Genomic DNA, 16937 nt, shown 5'->3' with positions numbered 1-16937 from the left:
GCTGTCCTTTTGTAGAGATTTGTTTGCCAGAGAAACTAAGAGAAACTTTAATGTCATTTTGCATATAAACTTTGATATTGTTTTCAAAAATACCTTGCTTTTCGTGGTGAAATTCATAGCTTTCTTTCCATACAGAAAAAAGTTCAAGATTGTTGGTTGCTTTTGTATAGGATTTTTCTAATTCTTTTTCGTTTAGGTATTCTTGGTTATCAAAGGCTTGTATGATGTAGTTTTGATATTTGAGAGTATCATCTATAAAGTCGCTTGTGTAGAGACATAGATATTTCACGCCTCTTTCTTGTTGAAAATAAGAGAAAAGTTGTCCGCCATTTTCTAGCATTTTTGCCCATTCTTTGGCAAACTCGCTATTTTTAGAATCTGTGGTTTTGCACTCGATGAGTAAATAAGGACTGCCTTGATGATCTCGCACCAAAATATCTGCTTTCCCACCTTTTGCCTCTCGCCCTAGATTCCACCTTGGCTCTAGCTCTAAGTGTTCTGGCTTATAACCCTTTTGTAATAGCCTATGCACACATTCAAAAACGACGAAATTTTCTGGGTGAGAAAAGTTTGAGGTGGTTTTGTCGTGGATTGTGATTTGCGTGGGGTAGATGATTTCTTGTTTGGCACAATCTACCCCTATGGTTATATCGCCTATGGTTTTTGTATAAACCTTGTCATTTTGTATAAATCCTAGAGAATCTAAAAGTGATTCCATATTTTGTTTTGTAATCATTTCGCACCTTTTGCATTCACCGCATAAAGTGTTAGTTCTAACTTTTTGTTGCTTAGAAAAGAGATTCTTTTGGTGTAAATAGATGAATATTTGTATTTTGCTTTAAAGCACAAATTTAATGCGAGAATCTTTTTGTAAATCCGCAAAGATTTTATCTCTTTCTTCTTTGGTTTCTACATTAATTTCTAAGTTGATACTATGGTATTTTCCACCGCTACTTTCTTTGCCTAGCGTGTGAATGAATTCTTTTTCAATGATTTCAAAAGCAGCTTCTATGAGTTCTTCTTTGCTGTTACCGATGATTCGATAATGCCAAGCGCAAGGGTATTGAATTTCGTTTTTGTTTTCCATAAAATTTCCTAGTGTGAGATTTGAAAGATTTCTTTTGCCCATTGTGGAATCTTAGTGATTCTTTGAGTGGTGGTTTCAAGACAAACAAGCGTGATAATGGCAGTAAAAATAGGCTTAGAATCTGATTTTTCAAGGCTATTTTTTTGCAAAGAATCTCTAAAGATAGTCTGTTTTAGAGTAATAGAGGCGTTTTTTTGCTCTAGAATCTCGGTGTGAATTGTTAGTAAATCTCCAAGTTTGGCTGGAGAAAGAAACTCTAAAGCCATATTTTTTACTACAAATCCGATATTGTTTTGTTGTGGCAAAATGCCTTGAGAAAAAAACCATTCACTCCTTGCTCTTTCGCAATATTTAAGGTAGTTTGAGTGATAGACAATTCCGCCACAATCTGTGTCTTCATAATAGATTCTTGTTTGATACATTTGGCTTCCTTCCATTTAATAAAGGGTATTTTATCTTTTTGGTTGTTTAAAAGCAAATTGAGAAGTTTGAAAACTAGAAAATTTGAAAATGGATTTTAAAAGCTAGATGGTGCGGAAAAGAGGACTTGAACCTCCATGCCTTGCGGCGCCAGATCCTAAGTCTGGTGCGTCTGCCAGTTTCGCCATTTCCGCAATTGAGAGAATGAAATTCTATCTAAAATAACTTAATCTAAAATGAAAAGCCAAAAAATTATTGAAATTTTTTGAGCGCTTCATAATTTAGAGTGCCTTTTGGGAATTGCATAGAAATGCAATGGAGGCTTCCGTGTTGTCGGATTAGGACAGAACAATCAATGGGGATAATTTTATGCTTTGGAAGTGCTTTTTGGAGAATCTTAATTGCCTTGTTGTCATTTTTGTCGTGATAAATTGGCAATAAAACAGCACCATTTAAAAATAAGAAATTAGCATAGGTTGCAGGAAGTCGCTCATTATGAAAATACTTAGCCTCACAAAAGGGTAAAGAGACAAGTTTAAAGGGCTTTTGATTGAGATTTTTTAGTTTTTTTAGTTCTTTTTCCATTTTGGCTAAGGCTTGATAATGTTCATCATTTTTGTCTTCACATTTGAGATAAGCAATGGTGTTTTTATCAATAAATCTAGCTAAGGTATCGATATGGCTATCGGTGTCATCTCCTGCTAAATAGCCGTAGTTAAGCCATAGAATCTTTTTGGCTCCAAAATCTTTTTTAAGGATTTTTTCAATCTTGTTTTGGGAATAGGCTGGATTGCGATTTGATTCTAAGAGACATTGGGTGTTTGTAAGTATGATTCCCTCGCCATTTGATTCGATGCTTCCACCCTCTAAGATGATTTTTTTGGTTTTAATTTGTTTAAAAATCCCTAGTTTATGGAGTTGTTTGGTGATGTTGTTGTCATAATTGGCTGCAAATTTTAATCCCCAACCATTAAACCCATAATCTAGCACAAGATTTTGCCCTTGATAGTTAATGGTGATTCCCCCAAAATCTCTAGCCCAAGTATCATTAGTTGGTATCTCTATAAGATAAAGATTTTTTAAATATTTAAGATTCCATTGAGAGTTTTTGGCATAACTTTTGATAATTTGCTTTACTTCTTCTTTGTTTTGACATAAAACAAGACAGGATTGGATTTGAATGATTTCATAAATGATTTGACAATAAACTTCCCTAACTTCTGCCAAATATTCTCTCCAATCAGAATCTTGATGAGGGAAAGCTAGGAGAATACCATCTTGTTTAGTCCATTCGGCATAAAATTTTTTCATTGTTGCTCTTTTTTAAAAAAATGTCGATATTATTATATACAAATTTTTGGTCAAGGAGGACAATATGTCAATACAATCTCTTAAAAGTGGTGTTGATTATACACAAGAATTACAATCAGCAATGAGTTCTAGTCCGCTATCAAAGGAAATTTCTAGCGCAGAAGAGAGACAAAAAAAGATTCAAGAAGTCGCTTCAAAGGTTGATGCAAAATCAGTAATGACTGGCTATATTGTGCAATTTCAAATGGAAATAAGCATAGTAGCTAAAAATAATTTTGGTGCGCAAGGCGCCACTGGGTTTATGGGGACAAGTGCCTCTGAAGATCCTGCTAAGCTCAATAGCATTTTAAGTGGATTAGATTTAGAGGAGATTGGCTATGATGGTAAGGCATTGCAAGATTTAACGACGCAGGAAGCCAAAGATTTAATTAGTGAAGAGGGATTTTTTGGGGTTAGTCAAACTTCAGAGAGAATTGCTGATTTTGTTTTGGCGGGTGCAGGTGATGATGTCAAAAAACTTCAAGCGGGGAGAGAGGGAATTATACGCGGTTATGAACAAGCAGAAAAGACTTGGGGTGGGGAATTACCAGATATTAGTAAAGAAACCCTGCAAAAAGCTTTAGAAAAAATTGATAAAAAACTTTCAGAGCTTGGTGTAAATGTCTTAGAGCAGGAAGTGTAGAGTTAATTTAACAAAAATAAGGGGTAAGTATTTGATTTTAAGTATTGAGAGTAGTTGTGATGATAGTTCGATTGCTATCACGCAAATCGAAGATAAAAAGATTGTTTTTCATCAAAAAATCTCACAAGAAAGGGAGCATTCTAGTTATGGAGGAGTGGTCCCTGAAATCGCAAGTCGTTTGCATGCAGAGATTCTTCCGCAAATTTTAGAGCACACTCAACCTTATTTTAAAGACTTAAAAGCCATTGCAGTTACGACAGAGCCGGGGTTAAATATTACTTTAATGGAAGGCTTAATGATGGCAAAAACCCTAAGCTTTGCACTTGAAATTCCTCTTATTAGCGTAAATCACCTTAAAGGACATTTGTATTCGCTCTTTTTAGAGCAAGAAGCGATTTTTCCCTTGGGGGCTTTGCTGGTTTCTGGTGGTCATACAATGCTACTTGAAGCAAGAAGTTTTAATGAAATTAATATCATTGCACAAACTATTGATGATAGCTTTGGAGAAAGCTTTGATAAGGTTTCAAAAATGCTTGGGCTTGGTTATCCTGGAGGTCCTATTGTGGAGCGCTATGCAAAAAAAGGTAATGATAGGGCTTTTGAATTGCCTTTACCCCTCAAAAGCAAAAAGGATTTTGCTTTTAGTTTCTCTGGGTTAAAAAATGCTGTGCGACTAGTCATACAAAAACAAGAATCGCCAAATGAAGCTTTTATGGGAGATGTTTGTGCAAGTTTTCAAAGAGTGGCAATTGAACATTTAAGTAAAAAAACTCAAATATTTTTTGAGAAAAATTCTAAAAGTGCTGATTCTTGGAAATATTTTGGAGTTATTGGCGGGGCTAGTGCAAATCTTGTGTTGCGCAATGAGATTCAAAAAATATGTGATTATTATGGAGTTACATTGCTTTTAGCGCCTTTGGAGTATTGTTCGGATAATGCAGCAATGATAGGCAGAGTTGCCTTAGAATCATACCTTAGAGGTGAGTGGAGTGATTTTAATTTGCAAGTGAAACCTAGAGTGTCAAGTCTCTAGATTTAATTAAAAACAAAATTACTTAAGAATATCTGCAATTTTTTCTAGGGAAAGTTGATTTTGTTGTTCTCCGTTTTGCATATTTTTTAGTGAAGCGCTATGGGTGGCTTGTTCGCTTTCTCCAGTTATAATAACCCATTTGTAGTCTTTGTTGTTGGCATATTTAAAAGCCTTTTGTGGTTTAATAATTTCTGGATAAACTTCAATTTTTATTCCAAGTTCTCTCAAGCTTTTTGCAGTGGCATAAGCATATTGGAGATTGTCAAGTGGGATTAAAATGGCTTTGGCAGGTGTGCTAGAAGTAATCAGTCCTAATTCTTCTAATCCCGCTAAAAGCCTATCAAGTCCAATGCTTGCGCCCACTCCACTCATTTTTTCATTAGAAAAGTTTTGTGTGAGATTATCATATCTACCTCCAGAACAAACCGAACCCAAAGAGGGTAAATCCCCTAATGTAGTTTCATAAATAATTCCTGTGTAATAGCCTAAACCCCTTGCAATAGAAAGATTAATTTGATAAAAGTTTTGAGGGATTAGGGAGGCTAGAATCTCACAAAGTGCTTCTAATTCTTCTAAGCCTTCTTTGAGTGTTTGATTATAAGTCTTATAAGGAGAAAGCAAGGAAAGGAATTTAAGAGAATCGCCCTCTTGTTTGAGTGCAATAAATTCAAGCAAAGTTTGGATTTGAGTTGGGGTGAGCGAAGTTTTTTCTTGGAGCTCTTTGCTTACGGAATCTTGCCCAATTTTATCAATTTTATCAATGATTCTTAGGATTTCAGTGGTATCCTCTTTGGCATTTAGCGATTCACATAAGCCATTAAAAATTTTGCGATTGTTGATGTGGATTGTGAAGTTTTTTAAGCCCAAATCACTTAAACTTTGGAAAATTACTTGTATAATCTCTGCATCACTTCCGATGCTTTGTGTTCCAATGAAATCAAAATCGCATTGTGTGAATTCTCTATAACGCCCTTTTTGTGCTCTTTCTCCGCGAAAGACATTTCCAATACAATAGCGCTTAAAGGGTAACCCAAGTTCATTTTTGTATTGAGAAATAAATCGAGCAAGTGGCAAAGTTAAGTCAAATCTCAATGCCACTTCACGACCGCCATGATCAATGAAATGATACATTTCTTTTTGGATTTCATCGCTTCCTTGTTTTTTTAGAATCTCGGCATATTCTAAATGTGGGGTTTCAATAGGGGTAAAGCCAAACTTTTCAAAGGAAGTTACAATACTTTTTAGCATCTGTGATTTAGCATAAGCTTCTTTGGGAAGTCTGTCTTTAAAACCGCTAAGTGTGCGAGGTGTGATAGGCATTTTACACTCCAAATTCGATAGAATTTAAAACAGAAATTTTAGCAAGAAAAAAAAGAATAAAAAATAAAAAAGAATGGTTTTACATAAAATTTTATAAAAATATGCTATGATTACAGCTTTAATTTGTATTTGAAAACATAACATAAAGAAAGGTTAGTTGAATGAAAAAAGGAATTCACCCAGAATATGTGCCTTGTAAAGTAACTTGTGTTACAAGCGGAAAAGAGATTGAAGTAATGAGTGTTAAGCCAGAGTTGAGAATTGATATTTCTTCTTTTTGCCATCCTTTTTATACAGGTTCTGATAAAGTTGTAGATACTGCAGGTAGGGTAGAGAAGTTTAAACAAAGATATAATCTTAAATAACCATATTAAAATGGTTACTTTTCTTCCTACTCCAATAGGAAATTTACAAGATATTTCATTCCGTACTTTAGAGGTTTTAGAGAGATGTGAAGTGCTTTTGTGTGAAGATACAAGAGTTACTAAAAAACTTCTCTCTTTGCTGGTAGAGCGTGGTTTTTTAAAAAACAAAATTTATCAATATATTCCCTTTCACACACACAATCAAGCTGAATTTTTAAAACAAGTTTCTTTGGATTTTTTTTCACAAGACATTGCTTTTTTGAGTGATGCAGGTATGCCTTGTATTAGCGACCCTGGAGTGGAGTTGGTGCGATTTTTACAAATCAATGCTTTGGAATATGAGGTGGTAGGTGGTATTAGCGCTTTAACTTTGGCGGTGGCTTTTAGTGGAATTGTAGAGAAAGAATTTACTTTTTTGGGATTCCCCCCTCATAAGAAAAAGGAGCGTTTAGAAAATTTTGCAGAAAATTTTAAAAGTGCTTACCCACTTATTTATTATGAATCGCCTCATCGTTTGCTAGAAACACTAGAGATGATGTGCGAAGTGGATAGTCAAAGAGTGGTTTTTTTGGCAAAAGAACTCACTAAAAAATATCAACAAACTTATAAAGGCACACTTCAAGAAGTTTTAAAAGAATTACAAAAAACTTCTATTAAGGGAGAATGGGTTGTGGTGCTAGAAAATAAAAAAGAGATAGAAAAAGAAAAAACACTCACTCAAGAAATGATTTATTTATTAGACATACCTCCAAAAATCAAAGCAAAAATATTGTCAAAATTAAACAATAAACCAGCAAGTGAATATTATGATTTGCTGTGTCAAAAATAAATAAGTAGAAAAACAATGAAAATAGGATAAAATTAATGGTTGTTTATGGAAAGCGTATTGTTGAGCTAATTTTGGCGCAGCATCAAGAAAGAATTATTAATATTTATTTGGCTAAAGAAATTGATAAAGCTTTTTTCAATCGCTTAAAAAAAACACAAAAACCAATTTTAAGGTTGGATTCTAAAAAAGCACAAGCAATGGCAAAGGGCGGGAATCACCAAGGGTATTTGCTAGAGATTGAAGCCCTAGAGCCAGTGGAATTTCGCTCCATTAAGTCTATGGATTTTGTGCTTGTTTTATGTGGAATTAGCGATGTTGGGAATTTGGGCTCTTTGTTTCGTAGTGCTTATGGGCTTGGCGTGGATGGTATTGTGATTTGTGGGATTCATGACTTCAAGCAAGAAGGTGTTTTGAGAGTGAGTTCAGGGGCAATGCTTGGAATGCCTTTTTGCGTGGTATACAATCCTTTGGATGTTTTTCATGAACTAAAACAGGCAGGTTTTGCATTGCTTGGGACAAGTTTGCAAGGGCAAAATTTACCGATTTCTTTAGAGAGTAAAAAAGCATTAGTTTTAGGTAATGAGGGTGAAGGGCTTTCAAAAAAGGTCTTAGCAAAAATGGATTATAATCTTACAATCCCTATGAAAAGAGATTTTGATTCGCTTAATGTGGGCGTAGCGGGAGCAATTTTAATAGATAGGATAATCAATGGAAGAGATTGAAAAGTTAAAACAAATTGGCGCAAAGGAAATCGCTAACAAAACTCATATCGCATTAAATAAAATCGAAAAGATTTTAAAAATGGATTTTGAAGGATTAAGAGATAGAGTAACTACCATTGGTTTAATTCATATTTTAGAGCGCGAATATCAGATTGATTTGCAAAAATGGTGTGAGGAATATGAGAATTTCTTAAAAGAGAACAAAGAAGAAAAAGAAAAGACAGAGGCAAATATTAATTTTAAAATTATGCACGAAGCAACACAGCAAAATGATTTTAACAATGGTTTGATTATCACTGCGGTAGTAGTCATTCTACTTGCAATTGGAGCTTATTTTTATTTTTATTTTAATTTTAATTTCATGAATAATTCTGTTGAATCTGTAGAGCAAAATAGCACACAAGAACTAGATATGAAAGAATCACGCAATGAAGTGATGGATAAAAGAATAATACAGGAAAATACAGAAGTAGAAAACAATGCAACGCAAAATTTAGAAATTGCACCTAATCTCAATCTTGATTCCTCTGCTTCAACGCCTTTAGAAGATACCCTTAAAACAAATAGCAACCAAGAAATTCTTACTGAAGAAAATCCTTTAGAAGAAGTAGCACCACAAGTTGAGGCTAAAGTTGAAATTCATCCCTTGTCTAATGTGTGGATGGGAATTATATATTTAGACACTAAACAAAGAGAAACAATGATTGTGGATAAGACTTTTAAAGTGGATTTAAAAAGACCACAAACTATTATTACAGGGCATGGAATGCTAGAGGTGAAAAATAAAGACAAGATGGATAACTATAATCTAGCAAGGCGAATGTATTTTATGGTGAATGATAAGGGGGAGTTTGTGGAGATTAATAGCGCTCAATATCGTCAATATAGCGGAGGTTTGGAGTGGTAAAAAGAATCTTTTTTGCTTTATTATTGATTTTTTTTGCTAATTCTAAACTTTTTTGTAATTCTTTAGATTTTCACATTATCTCACTTGTTGGAGTGCAGGATTATCGTGTGAATCAAAAATTCATACAGAGGCTTTTTGATAATCAAGATGAATTTTTAGATGGAGTTGGACAGCCTAATTTGTATAAAATCTCTAAAGTTCTCAAAGAAAATGGATTGCTAAAGCTGACTTTTGGAACACCTATGGAACTTGAAGTTTCATTTGAGATTAGGCAAAATCCAGCAGCTTTTATGAGTGTGCTTTCTGATGTTTTGGGAGCGATGGGATATTATTATTTTTTAGTAAAGCAAAGCATGCTTGATAGTGAGAAATATCGTTTTGTTTTGTCGATGAATACAGAATATGCCATTGACCCTGTGTTATTGCAAGAAAAGTTGCGTGATTATGGGTATAATGTTTCAAAAATTGAGAGACAAAATGTTAAGCAGTGGGTGTATGTGATTACTCAAGATATTTTAAAATACCCTAAGGCTGTGTTGTTAGAAAAGGGGATAGTTCAAAAAAATGCAAATCTTAAAGGCGAATATTGGTATTCTCTAAAAGAGGGGGGTAAATTATCCATAAGTAGCTTGGGCAATGTTTTGTGGTATCCTAAGATTGTTTTTTTTGATGAGAATTTGGGGATTATCAAAGTGGATTCTTTGGAAGATTCAGTTAATAGAACAAGTGTGATGATTCCAAGTGGGACGGCTTTTGTTAAAATTAGTGATAACTATTTACCGATTGTTATTAAGGGTGGTTTGAGCGTAACTTTAGAATAAAGGAGTTTAAATGTTTGATGAAATTGAGTTTGAGAGAATAAAAAGATTACCAAAATATGTGTTTGCCGCTATCAATGAGATTAAGTTGCAAATGCGACAAAATGGTGAAGATGTCATTGATTTTAGTATGGGAAATCCTGATGGTCCCACTCCAAATCATATTATTGAAAAGCTTTGTGAAGCAGCCCATAAGCCAAAAAACCACGGATATTCTGCAAGCAAAGGAATCTATAAGTTACGACTAGCAATTGCGGATACTTATAAGCGTAAATATGGGGTGGAATTAAATCCAGATACACAAGTGTGCGTGTCAATGGGTTCTAAAGAGGGTTATGTGCATTTGGTGCAAGCTATTACCAATCCAGGTGATACAGCAGTTGTTGCAGAGCCAGCTTATCCTATTCATTACTATGCCTTTATTTTATCGGGTGCAAATGTTGCAACTTTTGGGTTAAAATGGAATGAGGATTATGAATTGGATATGGAATCATATTTTCAATCGCTCAAAAACGCACTACACAATACAATGCCTAAGCCAAAATTTGTTGTAACAAATTTTCCACACAATCCAACGACTATTGTAGTGTATAAGGAGTTTTATGAAAGATTGGTAGCATTAGCCAAACAAGAGCGATTTTATATTATTAATGATATTGCCTATGCGGATTTGAGTTTTGATGGCTATGTGGCGCCTTCTATTTTTGAAGTGGATGGAGCCTTGGATGTTGCTGTTGAGGGTTATACACTCTCAAAAAGTTATAATATGGCAGGTTGGCGTGTGGGTTGTTTTGTGGGGAATGAAAGATTAATTGGCGCATTACAAAAAATTAAAAGTTGGCTAGATTATGGGATTTATACTCCTATTCAAATTGCTTCTACTATCGCACTTAATGGGAATCAAGAATGTGTTAAAGAAATTGCAGATAAATATGAAAAGAGAATGGAAGTTTTAATAGAGAGTTTTGGGGCAGCTGGATGGAAAATGAAAAAGCCTAAAGCAAGCATGTTTATTTGGGCAGAAATTCCTGAATGTGTAAAGCATTTAGGAAGTATGGAGTTTTCTAAACAATTATTGCAAGAAGCAAAAATTGCTGTAAGTCCAGGGATTGGATTTGGGCATGAAGGGGATAATTATGTGCGAATTGCATTGATTGAAAATGAAAATAGAATCCGCCAAGCTGCTAGAAATCTCAAAAAGTTTTTATCACAATTTAAAGCATAAATAGGCGATGACTAAAAGGTATTGTGATCATTGTCGTTTAGAGTTTGATGAATCAGTTTTAATTCAAACAGAAATTGCTAATCAAAAAAAATATTTTTGTTGCAGGGGTTGTGAGGGGGTTTATAGATTATTGCAAACTCAAGGTTTGGAGGATTTTTACTCCAAACTAGGCGATCAAAAATTAGAACCCATTCAAGAAAATAAAAACACGGATTTTATGCAGTATGATTCGGTATCTTTTTTGGAGCATTATGGAGAAAAAAGGGGGGATTTTTTTGAAATCTCTTTGATTTTGGAAAGGATTCACTGCATTGCTTGTGTATGGCTAAATGAAAAAATTCTCTCTCAACAAGAAGGGATTGTTGAAGTTCATATTAATTATACGAACAATAAAGCAACAATCTTATTTGATCCTACTTTAATAAAAGTCTCACAAATTATCCAAATAATTCAACAAATCGGTTATGATGCGCATTTTTATGATTCAAGATTGCAAGAAACCTATGCCAAAAAAGAAAAAAAAGACTATTATATAAAAATGGTCGTTGGAATCTTTTGCGTGATGAATATTATGTGGATTGCTGTGGCGCAATATGCAGGGTATTTTTCAGGAATCTCACAAGAAATGCGAAATATTTTAAACATTGCCGGATTTATTTTAGCAACTCCTGTATTATTTTTTAGTGGCGGAGTATTTTGGCGTGGGGCTTATATGGCTTTTAAATACAAGTCTCCCAATATGGATTTGCTTGTTATTAGTGGTGCTACTTTGGCTTATATTTATTCAATTTATGCAAGTTTTAGGGGTGGAGAAACTTACTTTGAATCAGTGGCGATGATTATTACTTTTGTTTTGATTGGGAAGTTTTTGGAGATTCGGGGTAAAAAAAGTGCCATAGATAGCTTAGATAAACTTAATGCGCAAATACCATTTAGTGTTATGGTGAAAGTGGGTGAAAATTTTCAAGAAAAATCCATAGAATCAGTGGAAGTAGGAGATGTTATACAAGTTAAAGTGGGTGATAGGGTAGCACTTGATGGGATTTTACTCTCCAAAGAAGCCTTGTGTGATGAGAGTGCTTTGAGTGGGGAATCATTACCGCAAGAAAAAATAAAAGGACAAAATATCTATTCTGGTTCTTTGGCGTTAAATAAAAGCTTTATTTATGAAGTTACTAAGGTTTTTAAAGAATCTTTAATGACAAAAATTGTGAATTTAGTTGAAGATTCTTTAAATGCGCGTCCAAAAATTCAAGAAGTGGCAAATAAGATTTCGCGTTATTTTTCATCTGTGATTCTTTTGTTTGCTTTGATAACTTTTGGGTTGTGGTATTTAGTTTGGGAAGTGAGTTTTGATAAAAGTTTAATGGTGATGATTTCTGTGATTATCATTGCTTGTCCTTGTGCTTTGGCTTTGGCTACACCTATTGCTTCTTTGGTTGGACTTGGAGAGGCTTTTAAACAAAAGGTGCTTTTTAAGGAAGCAAGATTTTTAGAAGTGATTGCTAAGGCAAATACTTTAGTGGTGGATAAAACAGGCACACTAACAGAAGGCAAATTGCGAGTTATTGGATTAAGGGATTTTGGTGCAGAGATGAGTGATTTTGAGATTTTGTATGGAATGGTAGAAAAAAGCTCTCATCCAATTAGTGTGGCGTTATTAGGGTATTTTGAAAAATCGTATAAAAAAGCACAGATAGAGAGTGTGGAGCAAATTAGCGCTAGGGGGATTAAAGCAGAAATTAATGGTAAATGCTATGTAGGTGGAAATTTAGAGCTACTTAAAGAAAGTGGTGTGGCATTGCCAAAGGATTTGCAAGAATCGCAAAATAGTGTTTTTTATTTTGCTAGAGAGGATCGCCTTTTGGCGGAATTTTCATTGGAAGATACACTCAAAAAAGATGCAAAAGAATCCATAGAAAAGATTCAAAAAATGGGAATCAAAGTAATTTTGCTAAGTGGTGATAATAGAAGTGTTTGCCAAAGGGTAGCGCAAAGTCTTGGGATTAGCGAATATTATGCTAAGCAAAACCCTATTAACAAAGCAGATTTTATTGATAAACTTCACAAAGAAGGTCAGGTGGTGGTTATGGCAGGGGATGGGATTAATGATTCTATTGCTTTTGGGCGAAGTGATATTGCTATTGCAATGGGCAGTGGGATTGATGTTGCCATTAGCATTAGCGATATAGTGGTGCTTGATGATAGGGTAGGTGGTATTGCTGAGGCTTTTAGAATCGGAAAAAGAACCTTTAAATTTATCAAACAAAATCTTTGGATTTCGTTGCTATATAATGCCTTTATGATTCCACTTGCAATGTTAGGTTATGTTATTCCACTTGTTGCAGCGCTTTCTATGTCTTTAAGTTCTCTTGTTGTTGTGGGTAATAGTCTGCGAATAAAAAGATAAATTATAGTTTGAATATTTTTTTGAGATTTTTTAAGTGTGGATTTGGTTAAGGTGTTTGTGCGTTATGGTAAGCACTCTATGCCATTTTTTAGAAAAACTGAAATTAGCGATGAAGAATTGCAATATTTAGGAGAATATCTCAGTAGAAATTACAAATAAAATACAAAGCTTTCTAGGAAAGATTATTTTTCCTAGAAATTTTGAGTAAAAAGCGAACAATTTCTCCCACAATAATAACACTAAAACCTACAAATAATATTTTTATCCACATTATCAAATCCAATGGTGTTGTCTTGAAAGCTTCTCCTCCAAATTCTACAATTAAGACTTGCAAAGCAAAAGTAAGAATAAAAACTCCAAGCATAAGGCGATTGTTGGTAAGGTTTTTAAAAATACTTTGATTATGCAGTTCTCTTGCGTTAAATGCGTTAAAGAGTTGAAAAATAACAAAAAGCGTAAAAAGAACAGAGCTTTTTTCTTTAGGAGTTGCGCCTAAGAAATTTGTAAAATATTGCAAGAGGCATACAAAAGCAATGAATACTCCATTAATTATAATAAGAATTAGCATATCTTTAGTTATAATATTGGCATTTCGCTTAATAGGTTTTTGGGCTAAAAGGTTTTTTGAAATAGGCTCTAATCCTAAGGTTAGCGCAGGTGGTCCATCCATAATGAGATTTACCCATAAAAGTTGCAAAGCACTAAAGGGTGCTGTTAATCCTGCGATAACTGCAAACAAAACAATTATTACAGAGGAAAGATTGACGGTGAGTTGGAATTGAATGAAGCGTTGGAAATTTTGATAGATGCCTCGCCCCCATTCAATAGCTTTAACAATAGTTGCAAAACTATCATTAAGTAAGATAATATCACTAGCTGCTTTGGAGACTTCTGTCCCGCTAATTCCCATAGCGATTCCAACATCGGCATTTTTAAGGGCTGGAGCATCGTTAATTCCATCTCCGCTTAACGCTACAACATTACCTTGAGATTTTAGAATATTAACAATTTGCATCTTGGTATCCGGTGTGGATCGCGCAATGATTTTGATTTTTGGGAGAATTTGAAGTAATTCTTTTTGGTTTAAATTTTCTAGTTCACTAGCTTCAATGGCAATAGAATTATGATCTAGTAAATGTAGTTGATTTCCAATGGCTTTAGCAGTAGATAGGTTGTCTCCTGTTAGAATCTTAACATCAATTCCTGCTTTTTTGCAGTCCATAATAGCTTCATATACTTCAGGACGTAATGGATCAGAAATCGCTACAAAGCCATCAAAAATCATTTCAGATTCAAGCAATTCTCTATTTTTAAAATCCCCATCATCTGCAATTTCTTTGTGTGCAAAGGCAATAACCCGATAGGCAAGATTTTGGAAGTAAAGAATTTGTTTGTTAATCTTTAGTGTATCTTGGCAAGGCATCATCTTGCATTGACTTAGGATTTTTTCGGGACTTCCTTTGCTTAGGCAAAGAACTTTTCCTTTGAATTCTACTAGGCTTGTCATATTTTTTGTTTGGGAAGAAAAAGGAAAGGAATGTAAGATTTTAAAATTCTTGCGTATTTCTTTATAGTGGAATCCTATTTTCTCTCCAAAAACAAGTAGAGCGCATTCGGTTGGATTGCCAATGAAATCGTATTTTTCTCCTTTTTGACTAATATCGGCAGTGGAATTTAATGCGGCATTATGAAGCATAAAAAAAGCAGAATCTTTAATGGGGCTTGTTTGGAGATTTTGTAGAGAGTGAGAATGGAATTCAAAGATTCTATCTTGAATAAAGGAATGTTCTACACTCATTTGATTTTGAGTAAGTGTTCCAGTTTTATCACTACAAATAATATTAACACAGCCAATTGTTTCACAAGCAATAAGTTTTTTAATGAGGGCATTTTGTTTAGACATTTTAATAATATTAAGAGCTAATGATATGGCTACAATGGTAGGCAAACCTTCAGGGACAGAGGCAACAATAAGAACAACGCTTGAAATAAAAGCTTGTGTAATGTTTTCAAAACTAATAGTGTCTCTTAGGACAAAAAAGACAACCTGTATGAGAAAGGCTAAAAATGCAGCACTTGCTCCAAAAATTGTGATTCTTCTACTAAGTTTTTGGAGTTTTTCTTGTAAGGGTGTTATGGTTTGGATTGTTTGATCAAGAGCTTTTGCTATTTTTCCAAATTCAGTGTGATTTCCAACAGCTACGCAAATAGCTTTTGCATTGCCTTGAGTAATAAAGCAACCGCTATAAAGCATATTTTCATAAGTATTATTAGGAGTGTGATTAGAGAGAATAGGATTTTTGATGCTTGGCATACTTTCACCTGTAAGGCTTGATTCGTTGCACATTAGACTTTGAGAATGTATAATGCGACAATCGCAGGGAATCTTATTGCCAGTTTCCAAAAGTAAAATATCGCCATTGACAATCTCTTCTTGCGGGATAAGCTTAACTTCTCCATCACGCAAAGTTTTTATGGTATTGCCTTGAGTGATAGCATTGAGAGTTTCAAAGGCTTTTTGGCTTTTATTCTCCATAATAAGCGTAATAGCTACAGAAATAAATATAGCAATAAAGATGCCAATACATTCTAAAAAGTTTGATTGATTGTGGTAGAGATATTCATAGGTATTAATTCCAAGAGCAAGAAGGGCAGCAAAAATAAGCAATAAAACCATAGGTTCTTTGAGTGCTTCTAAGAGTTGCTTTGTAAGTGTAGGTGGAGGGGATTTTTCAAAGATATTTGCACCAAATTTTTGTTTGTTTTCTAGGGCTTGTGTGGAAGTTAATCCATTTTCTTGATCACTTTGAAATTTGGTAAAGAGTTCTTGTAGTGGAATATTGTGAAACATTTAGCTCCTTTTTGGCTATATATGAAGCTAAATTTTAGGAAGTTTTAAGAATCATATATAGCTATATAAGTTATATATGAGTCTCATAATTTAAGGCAAAACCAGATGAGAATCATCAGTATGTTGGTTTGCCACAAGTAAAAAACTTGCTTACTACTCCCTCATGTTTTCAAAATTATAGCAAAAAAAAATTTAAGAAAACAAAAGAAAATATGAAAGAATATTGTAAGTAGCCCCTAAAGGCTACTTTTGCTTTAAGATTTTTTAAGCGTGGAGAGAGTTCATATAGAAATTTACAGAGTTTAATCCTTCTTTTTTTGCCCATTCTAATGATTTAGAAACAAAATCCCAGTGAATGTGGCTAAAGAATTTTTCTAAGTAAGCAGGTCTAGCATTTCTGTAATCTACATAATAAGCGTGTTCCCAAACATCAACCACTAAAATAGGAATCAAGCCTTGTGTAACAGGAGTTTGTGCATTGCTTGTTTGAACAATTTCTAGTTTTTTAGAGTTTGGATTATACACAACCCAACACCAACCAGAACCAAAAAGTGTAGTGGCAGATTGCAAGAAAGTTTCTTTGAATTTATCAAAACTTTCAAAGCTTTCATTGATAGCTTCTTGCAATTCGCTACTTAATGGAGTTTCTTTGGGTGAGAGGCAATCCCAATAAAAATCGTGATTATAAACTTGTGCAGCGTTGTTAAAGATTCCGCCTTGTGCTTTTGTAACAATTTCAAATAAAGAAGCCGATTCAAATTCTGTTCCTTTAATAAGATTGTTAAGATTATTAATATAAGTTTGGTGGTGTTTTCCATAATGGAATTCACAGGTTTCTTTGCTAATAAAGCCTTGGATTTCATTAAAAGGTAATGCGCGTAAATTAAACATATTTTTCCTTTAATTTTTTAATATTTTAGACTTTTAAAGTCAGTTAGAATTTTACAAAATAAAAAT

15 protein-coding genes, 1 tRNA gene and 2 pseudogenes are annotated in these 16937 nt (G+C 34.0%); 10 read left to right on the top strand and 8 right to left on the bottom strand.

From position 1 onward, the window contains the following. Nucleotide 1 precedes the first annotated feature (1 nt). The 5 genes and pseudogenes from CCY98_RS02010 to CCY98_RS01990 form a co-directional block, all read right to left on the bottom strand. Nucleotides 2-736, bottom strand: a pseudogene (locus CCY98_RS02010) (type I restriction enzyme HsdR N-terminal domain-containing protein); the annotation flags it as partial. A gap of 102 nt (nt 737-838) precedes the next feature. Continuing rightward, nucleotides 839-1087, bottom strand: coding sequence for a DUF493 domain-containing protein (locus CCY98_RS02005; protein ID WP_181566522.1), 249 nt, complete (start codon nt 1085-1087; stop codon nt 839-841). A gap of 8 nt (nt 1088-1095) precedes the next feature. After that, nucleotides 1096-1509, bottom strand: a complete 414-nt coding sequence (locus tag CCY98_RS02000; protein ID WP_112056924.1) for a YbgC/FadM family acyl-CoA thioesterase — start codon at nt 1507-1509, stop codon at nt 1096-1098. A 107-nt stretch (nt 1510-1616) separates the two neighbouring features. Then, nucleotides 1617-1701, bottom strand: a tRNA-Leu gene (locus tag CCY98_RS01995). Between the two features lie 58 nt (nt 1702-1759). After that, nucleotides 1760-2818, bottom strand: a complete 1059-nt coding sequence (locus tag CCY98_RS01990) for an agmatine deiminase family protein (protein ID WP_112056923.1) — start codon at nt 2816-2818, stop codon at nt 1760-1762. A 64-nt stretch (nt 2819-2882) separates the two neighbouring features. Between CCY98_RS01990 and CCY98_RS01985 the strand changes: the two genes are divergently transcribed. Both CCY98_RS01985 and tsaD read left to right on the top strand, forming a co-directional pair. Next, nucleotides 2883-3500 carry a hydrogenase-4 component G gene (locus CCY98_RS01985; RefSeq protein ID WP_112056922.1) on the top strand — a complete coding sequence of 206 codons (618 nt, stop codon included), beginning with the start codon at nt 2883-2885 and terminating at the stop codon, nt 3498-3500. A gap of 31 nt (nt 3501-3531) precedes the next feature. Then, entirely contained in the window at nt 3532-4533 is a 1002-nt protein-coding gene (gene tsaD / locus CCY98_RS01980) for a tRNA (adenosine(37)-N6)-threonylcarbamoyltransferase complex transferase subunit TsaD (protein ID WP_112056921.1), read from the top strand. Between the two features lie 18 nt (nt 4534-4551). Here tsaD and hisS read toward each other — a convergent pair whose 3' ends face one another. Beyond that, nucleotides 4552-5853, bottom strand: coding sequence for a histidine--tRNA ligase (gene hisS, locus CCY98_RS01975; protein ID WP_112056920.1), 1302 nt, complete (start codon nt 5851-5853; stop codon nt 4552-4554). Between the two features lie 161 nt (nt 5854-6014). Here hisS and rpmE point away from each other — a divergent pair, with 161 nt between their 5' ends. The 8 genes and pseudogenes from rpmE to CCY98_RS01935 all read left to right on the top strand — a co-directional run. After that, the gene (gene rpmE, locus CCY98_RS01970) at nt 6015-6218 is read left to right on the top strand and encodes a 50S ribosomal protein L31 (RefSeq protein ID WP_005020629.1); all 204 of its coding nucleotides are present in this window, start codon (nt 6015-6017) and stop codon (nt 6216-6218) included. 10 nt (nt 6219-6228) lie between these two features. Beyond that, complete coding sequence (gene rsmI, locus CCY98_RS01965) at nt 6229-7047, top strand: 16S rRNA (cytidine(1402)-2'-O)-methyltransferase (protein WP_112056919.1); 819 nt, start codon at nt 6229-6231, stop codon at nt 7045-7047. Between the two features lie 35 nt (nt 7048-7082). Continuing rightward, the gene (gene rlmB / locus CCY98_RS01960) at nt 7083-7769 is read left to right on the top strand and encodes a 23S rRNA (guanosine(2251)-2'-O)-methyltransferase RlmB (protein ID WP_112056918.1); all 687 of its coding nucleotides are present in this window, start codon (nt 7083-7085) and stop codon (nt 7767-7769) included. Then, a complete protein-coding gene (locus CCY98_RS01955; RefSeq protein ID WP_112056917.1) occupies nt 7756-8676 on the top strand; it encodes a hypothetical protein in 921 nt (306 codons plus the stop codon). Before rlmB ends, CCY98_RS01955 begins: the two co-directional genes overlap by 14 nt. Continuing rightward, nucleotides 8670-9497, top strand: a complete 828-nt coding sequence (locus CCY98_RS01950) for a hypothetical protein (RefSeq protein ID WP_112056916.1) — start codon at nt 8670-8672, stop codon at nt 9495-9497. Before CCY98_RS01955 ends, CCY98_RS01950 begins: the two co-directional genes overlap by 7 nt. 10 nt (nt 9498-9507) lie before the next feature. Then, nucleotides 9508-10719 carry an LL-diaminopimelate aminotransferase gene (locus CCY98_RS01945; protein ID WP_112056915.1) on the top strand — a complete coding sequence of 404 codons (1212 nt, stop codon included), beginning with the start codon at nt 9508-9510 and terminating at the stop codon, nt 10717-10719. A 7-nt stretch (nt 10720-10726) separates the two neighbouring features. After that, nucleotides 10727-13129: a heavy metal translocating P-type ATPase gene (locus CCY98_RS01940; protein WP_112056914.1), complete on the top strand. Its 2403-nt coding sequence runs from the start codon at nt 10727-10729 to the stop codon at nt 13127-13129. 30 nt (nt 13130-13159) lie between these two features. Beyond that, a pseudogene (locus CCY98_RS01935) lies at nt 13160-13288 on the top strand (cytochrome c); the annotation flags it as partial. Nucleotides 13289-13301: 13 nt separating this feature from the next. Here CCY98_RS01935 and CCY98_RS01930 read toward each other — a convergent pair. Then, on the bottom strand, nt 13302-15980 hold the full coding sequence (locus CCY98_RS01930) for a calcium-translocating P-type ATPase, PMCA-type (protein WP_112056912.1): 2679 nt from the start codon (nt 15978-15980) through the stop codon (nt 13302-13304). A 264-nt stretch (nt 15981-16244) separates the two neighbouring features. Next, the gene (locus CCY98_RS01925) at nt 16245-16871 is read right to left on the bottom strand and encodes a superoxide dismutase (RefSeq protein WP_112056911.1); all 627 of its coding nucleotides are present in this window, start codon (nt 16869-16871) and stop codon (nt 16245-16247) included. Nucleotides 16872-16937 lie beyond the last annotated feature (66 nt).

The sequence above is a fragment of the Helicobacter sp. 11-8110 genome, from assembly GCF_003288905.1.
Lineage (GTDB): Bacteria > Campylobacterota > Campylobacteria > Campylobacterales > Helicobacteraceae > Helicobacter_D > Helicobacter_D colisuis.
This window is presented reverse-complemented; position numbering and strand designations above follow the sequence as displayed.

Coding starts and splice junctions, on each gene's coding strand:
- CCY98_RS02000 (WP_112056924.1), bottom strand. CDS start 1,509: ATGTATCAAACAAGAATCTATTATGAAGACACAGATTGTGGCGGAATT.
- CCY98_RS02005 (WP_181566522.1), bottom strand. CDS start 1,087: ATGGAAAACAAAAACGAAATTCAATACCCTTGCGCTTGGCATTATCGA.
- CCY98_RS01930 (WP_112056912.1), bottom strand. CDS start 15,980: ATGTTTCACAATATTCCACTACAAGAACTCTTTACCAAATTTCAAAGT.
- rlmB (WP_112056918.1), top strand. CDS start 7,083: ATGGTTGTTTATGGAAAGCGTATTGTTGAGCTAATTTTGGCGCAGCAT.
- CCY98_RS01945 (WP_112056915.1), top strand. CDS start 9,508: ATGTTTGATGAAATTGAGTTTGAGAGAATAAAAAGATTACCAAAATAT.
- CCY98_RS01985 (WP_112056922.1), top strand. CDS start 2,883: ATGTCAATACAATCTCTTAAAAGTGGTGTTGATTATACACAAGAATTA.
- CCY98_RS01990 (WP_112056923.1), bottom strand. CDS start 2,818: ATGAAAAAATTTTATGCCGAATGGACTAAACAAGATGGTATTCTCCTA.
- CCY98_RS01955 (WP_112056917.1), top strand. CDS start 7,756: ATGGAAGAGATTGAAAAGTTAAAACAAATTGGCGCAAAGGAAATCGCT.
- CCY98_RS01940 (WP_112056914.1), top strand. CDS start 10,727: ATGACTAAAAGGTATTGTGATCATTGTCGTTTAGAGTTTGATGAATCA.
- rsmI (WP_112056919.1), top strand. CDS start 6,229: ATGGTTACTTTTCTTCCTACTCCAATAGGAAATTTACAAGATATTTCA.
- rpmE (WP_005020629.1), top strand. CDS start 6,015: ATGAAAAAAGGAATTCACCCAGAATATGTGCCTTGTAAAGTAACTTGT.
- hisS (WP_112056920.1), bottom strand. CDS start 5,853: ATGCCTATCACACCTCGCACACTTAGCGGTTTTAAAGACAGACTTCCC.
- CCY98_RS01925 (WP_112056911.1), bottom strand. CDS start 16,871: ATGTTTAATTTACGCGCATTACCTTTTAATGAAATCCAAGGCTTTATT.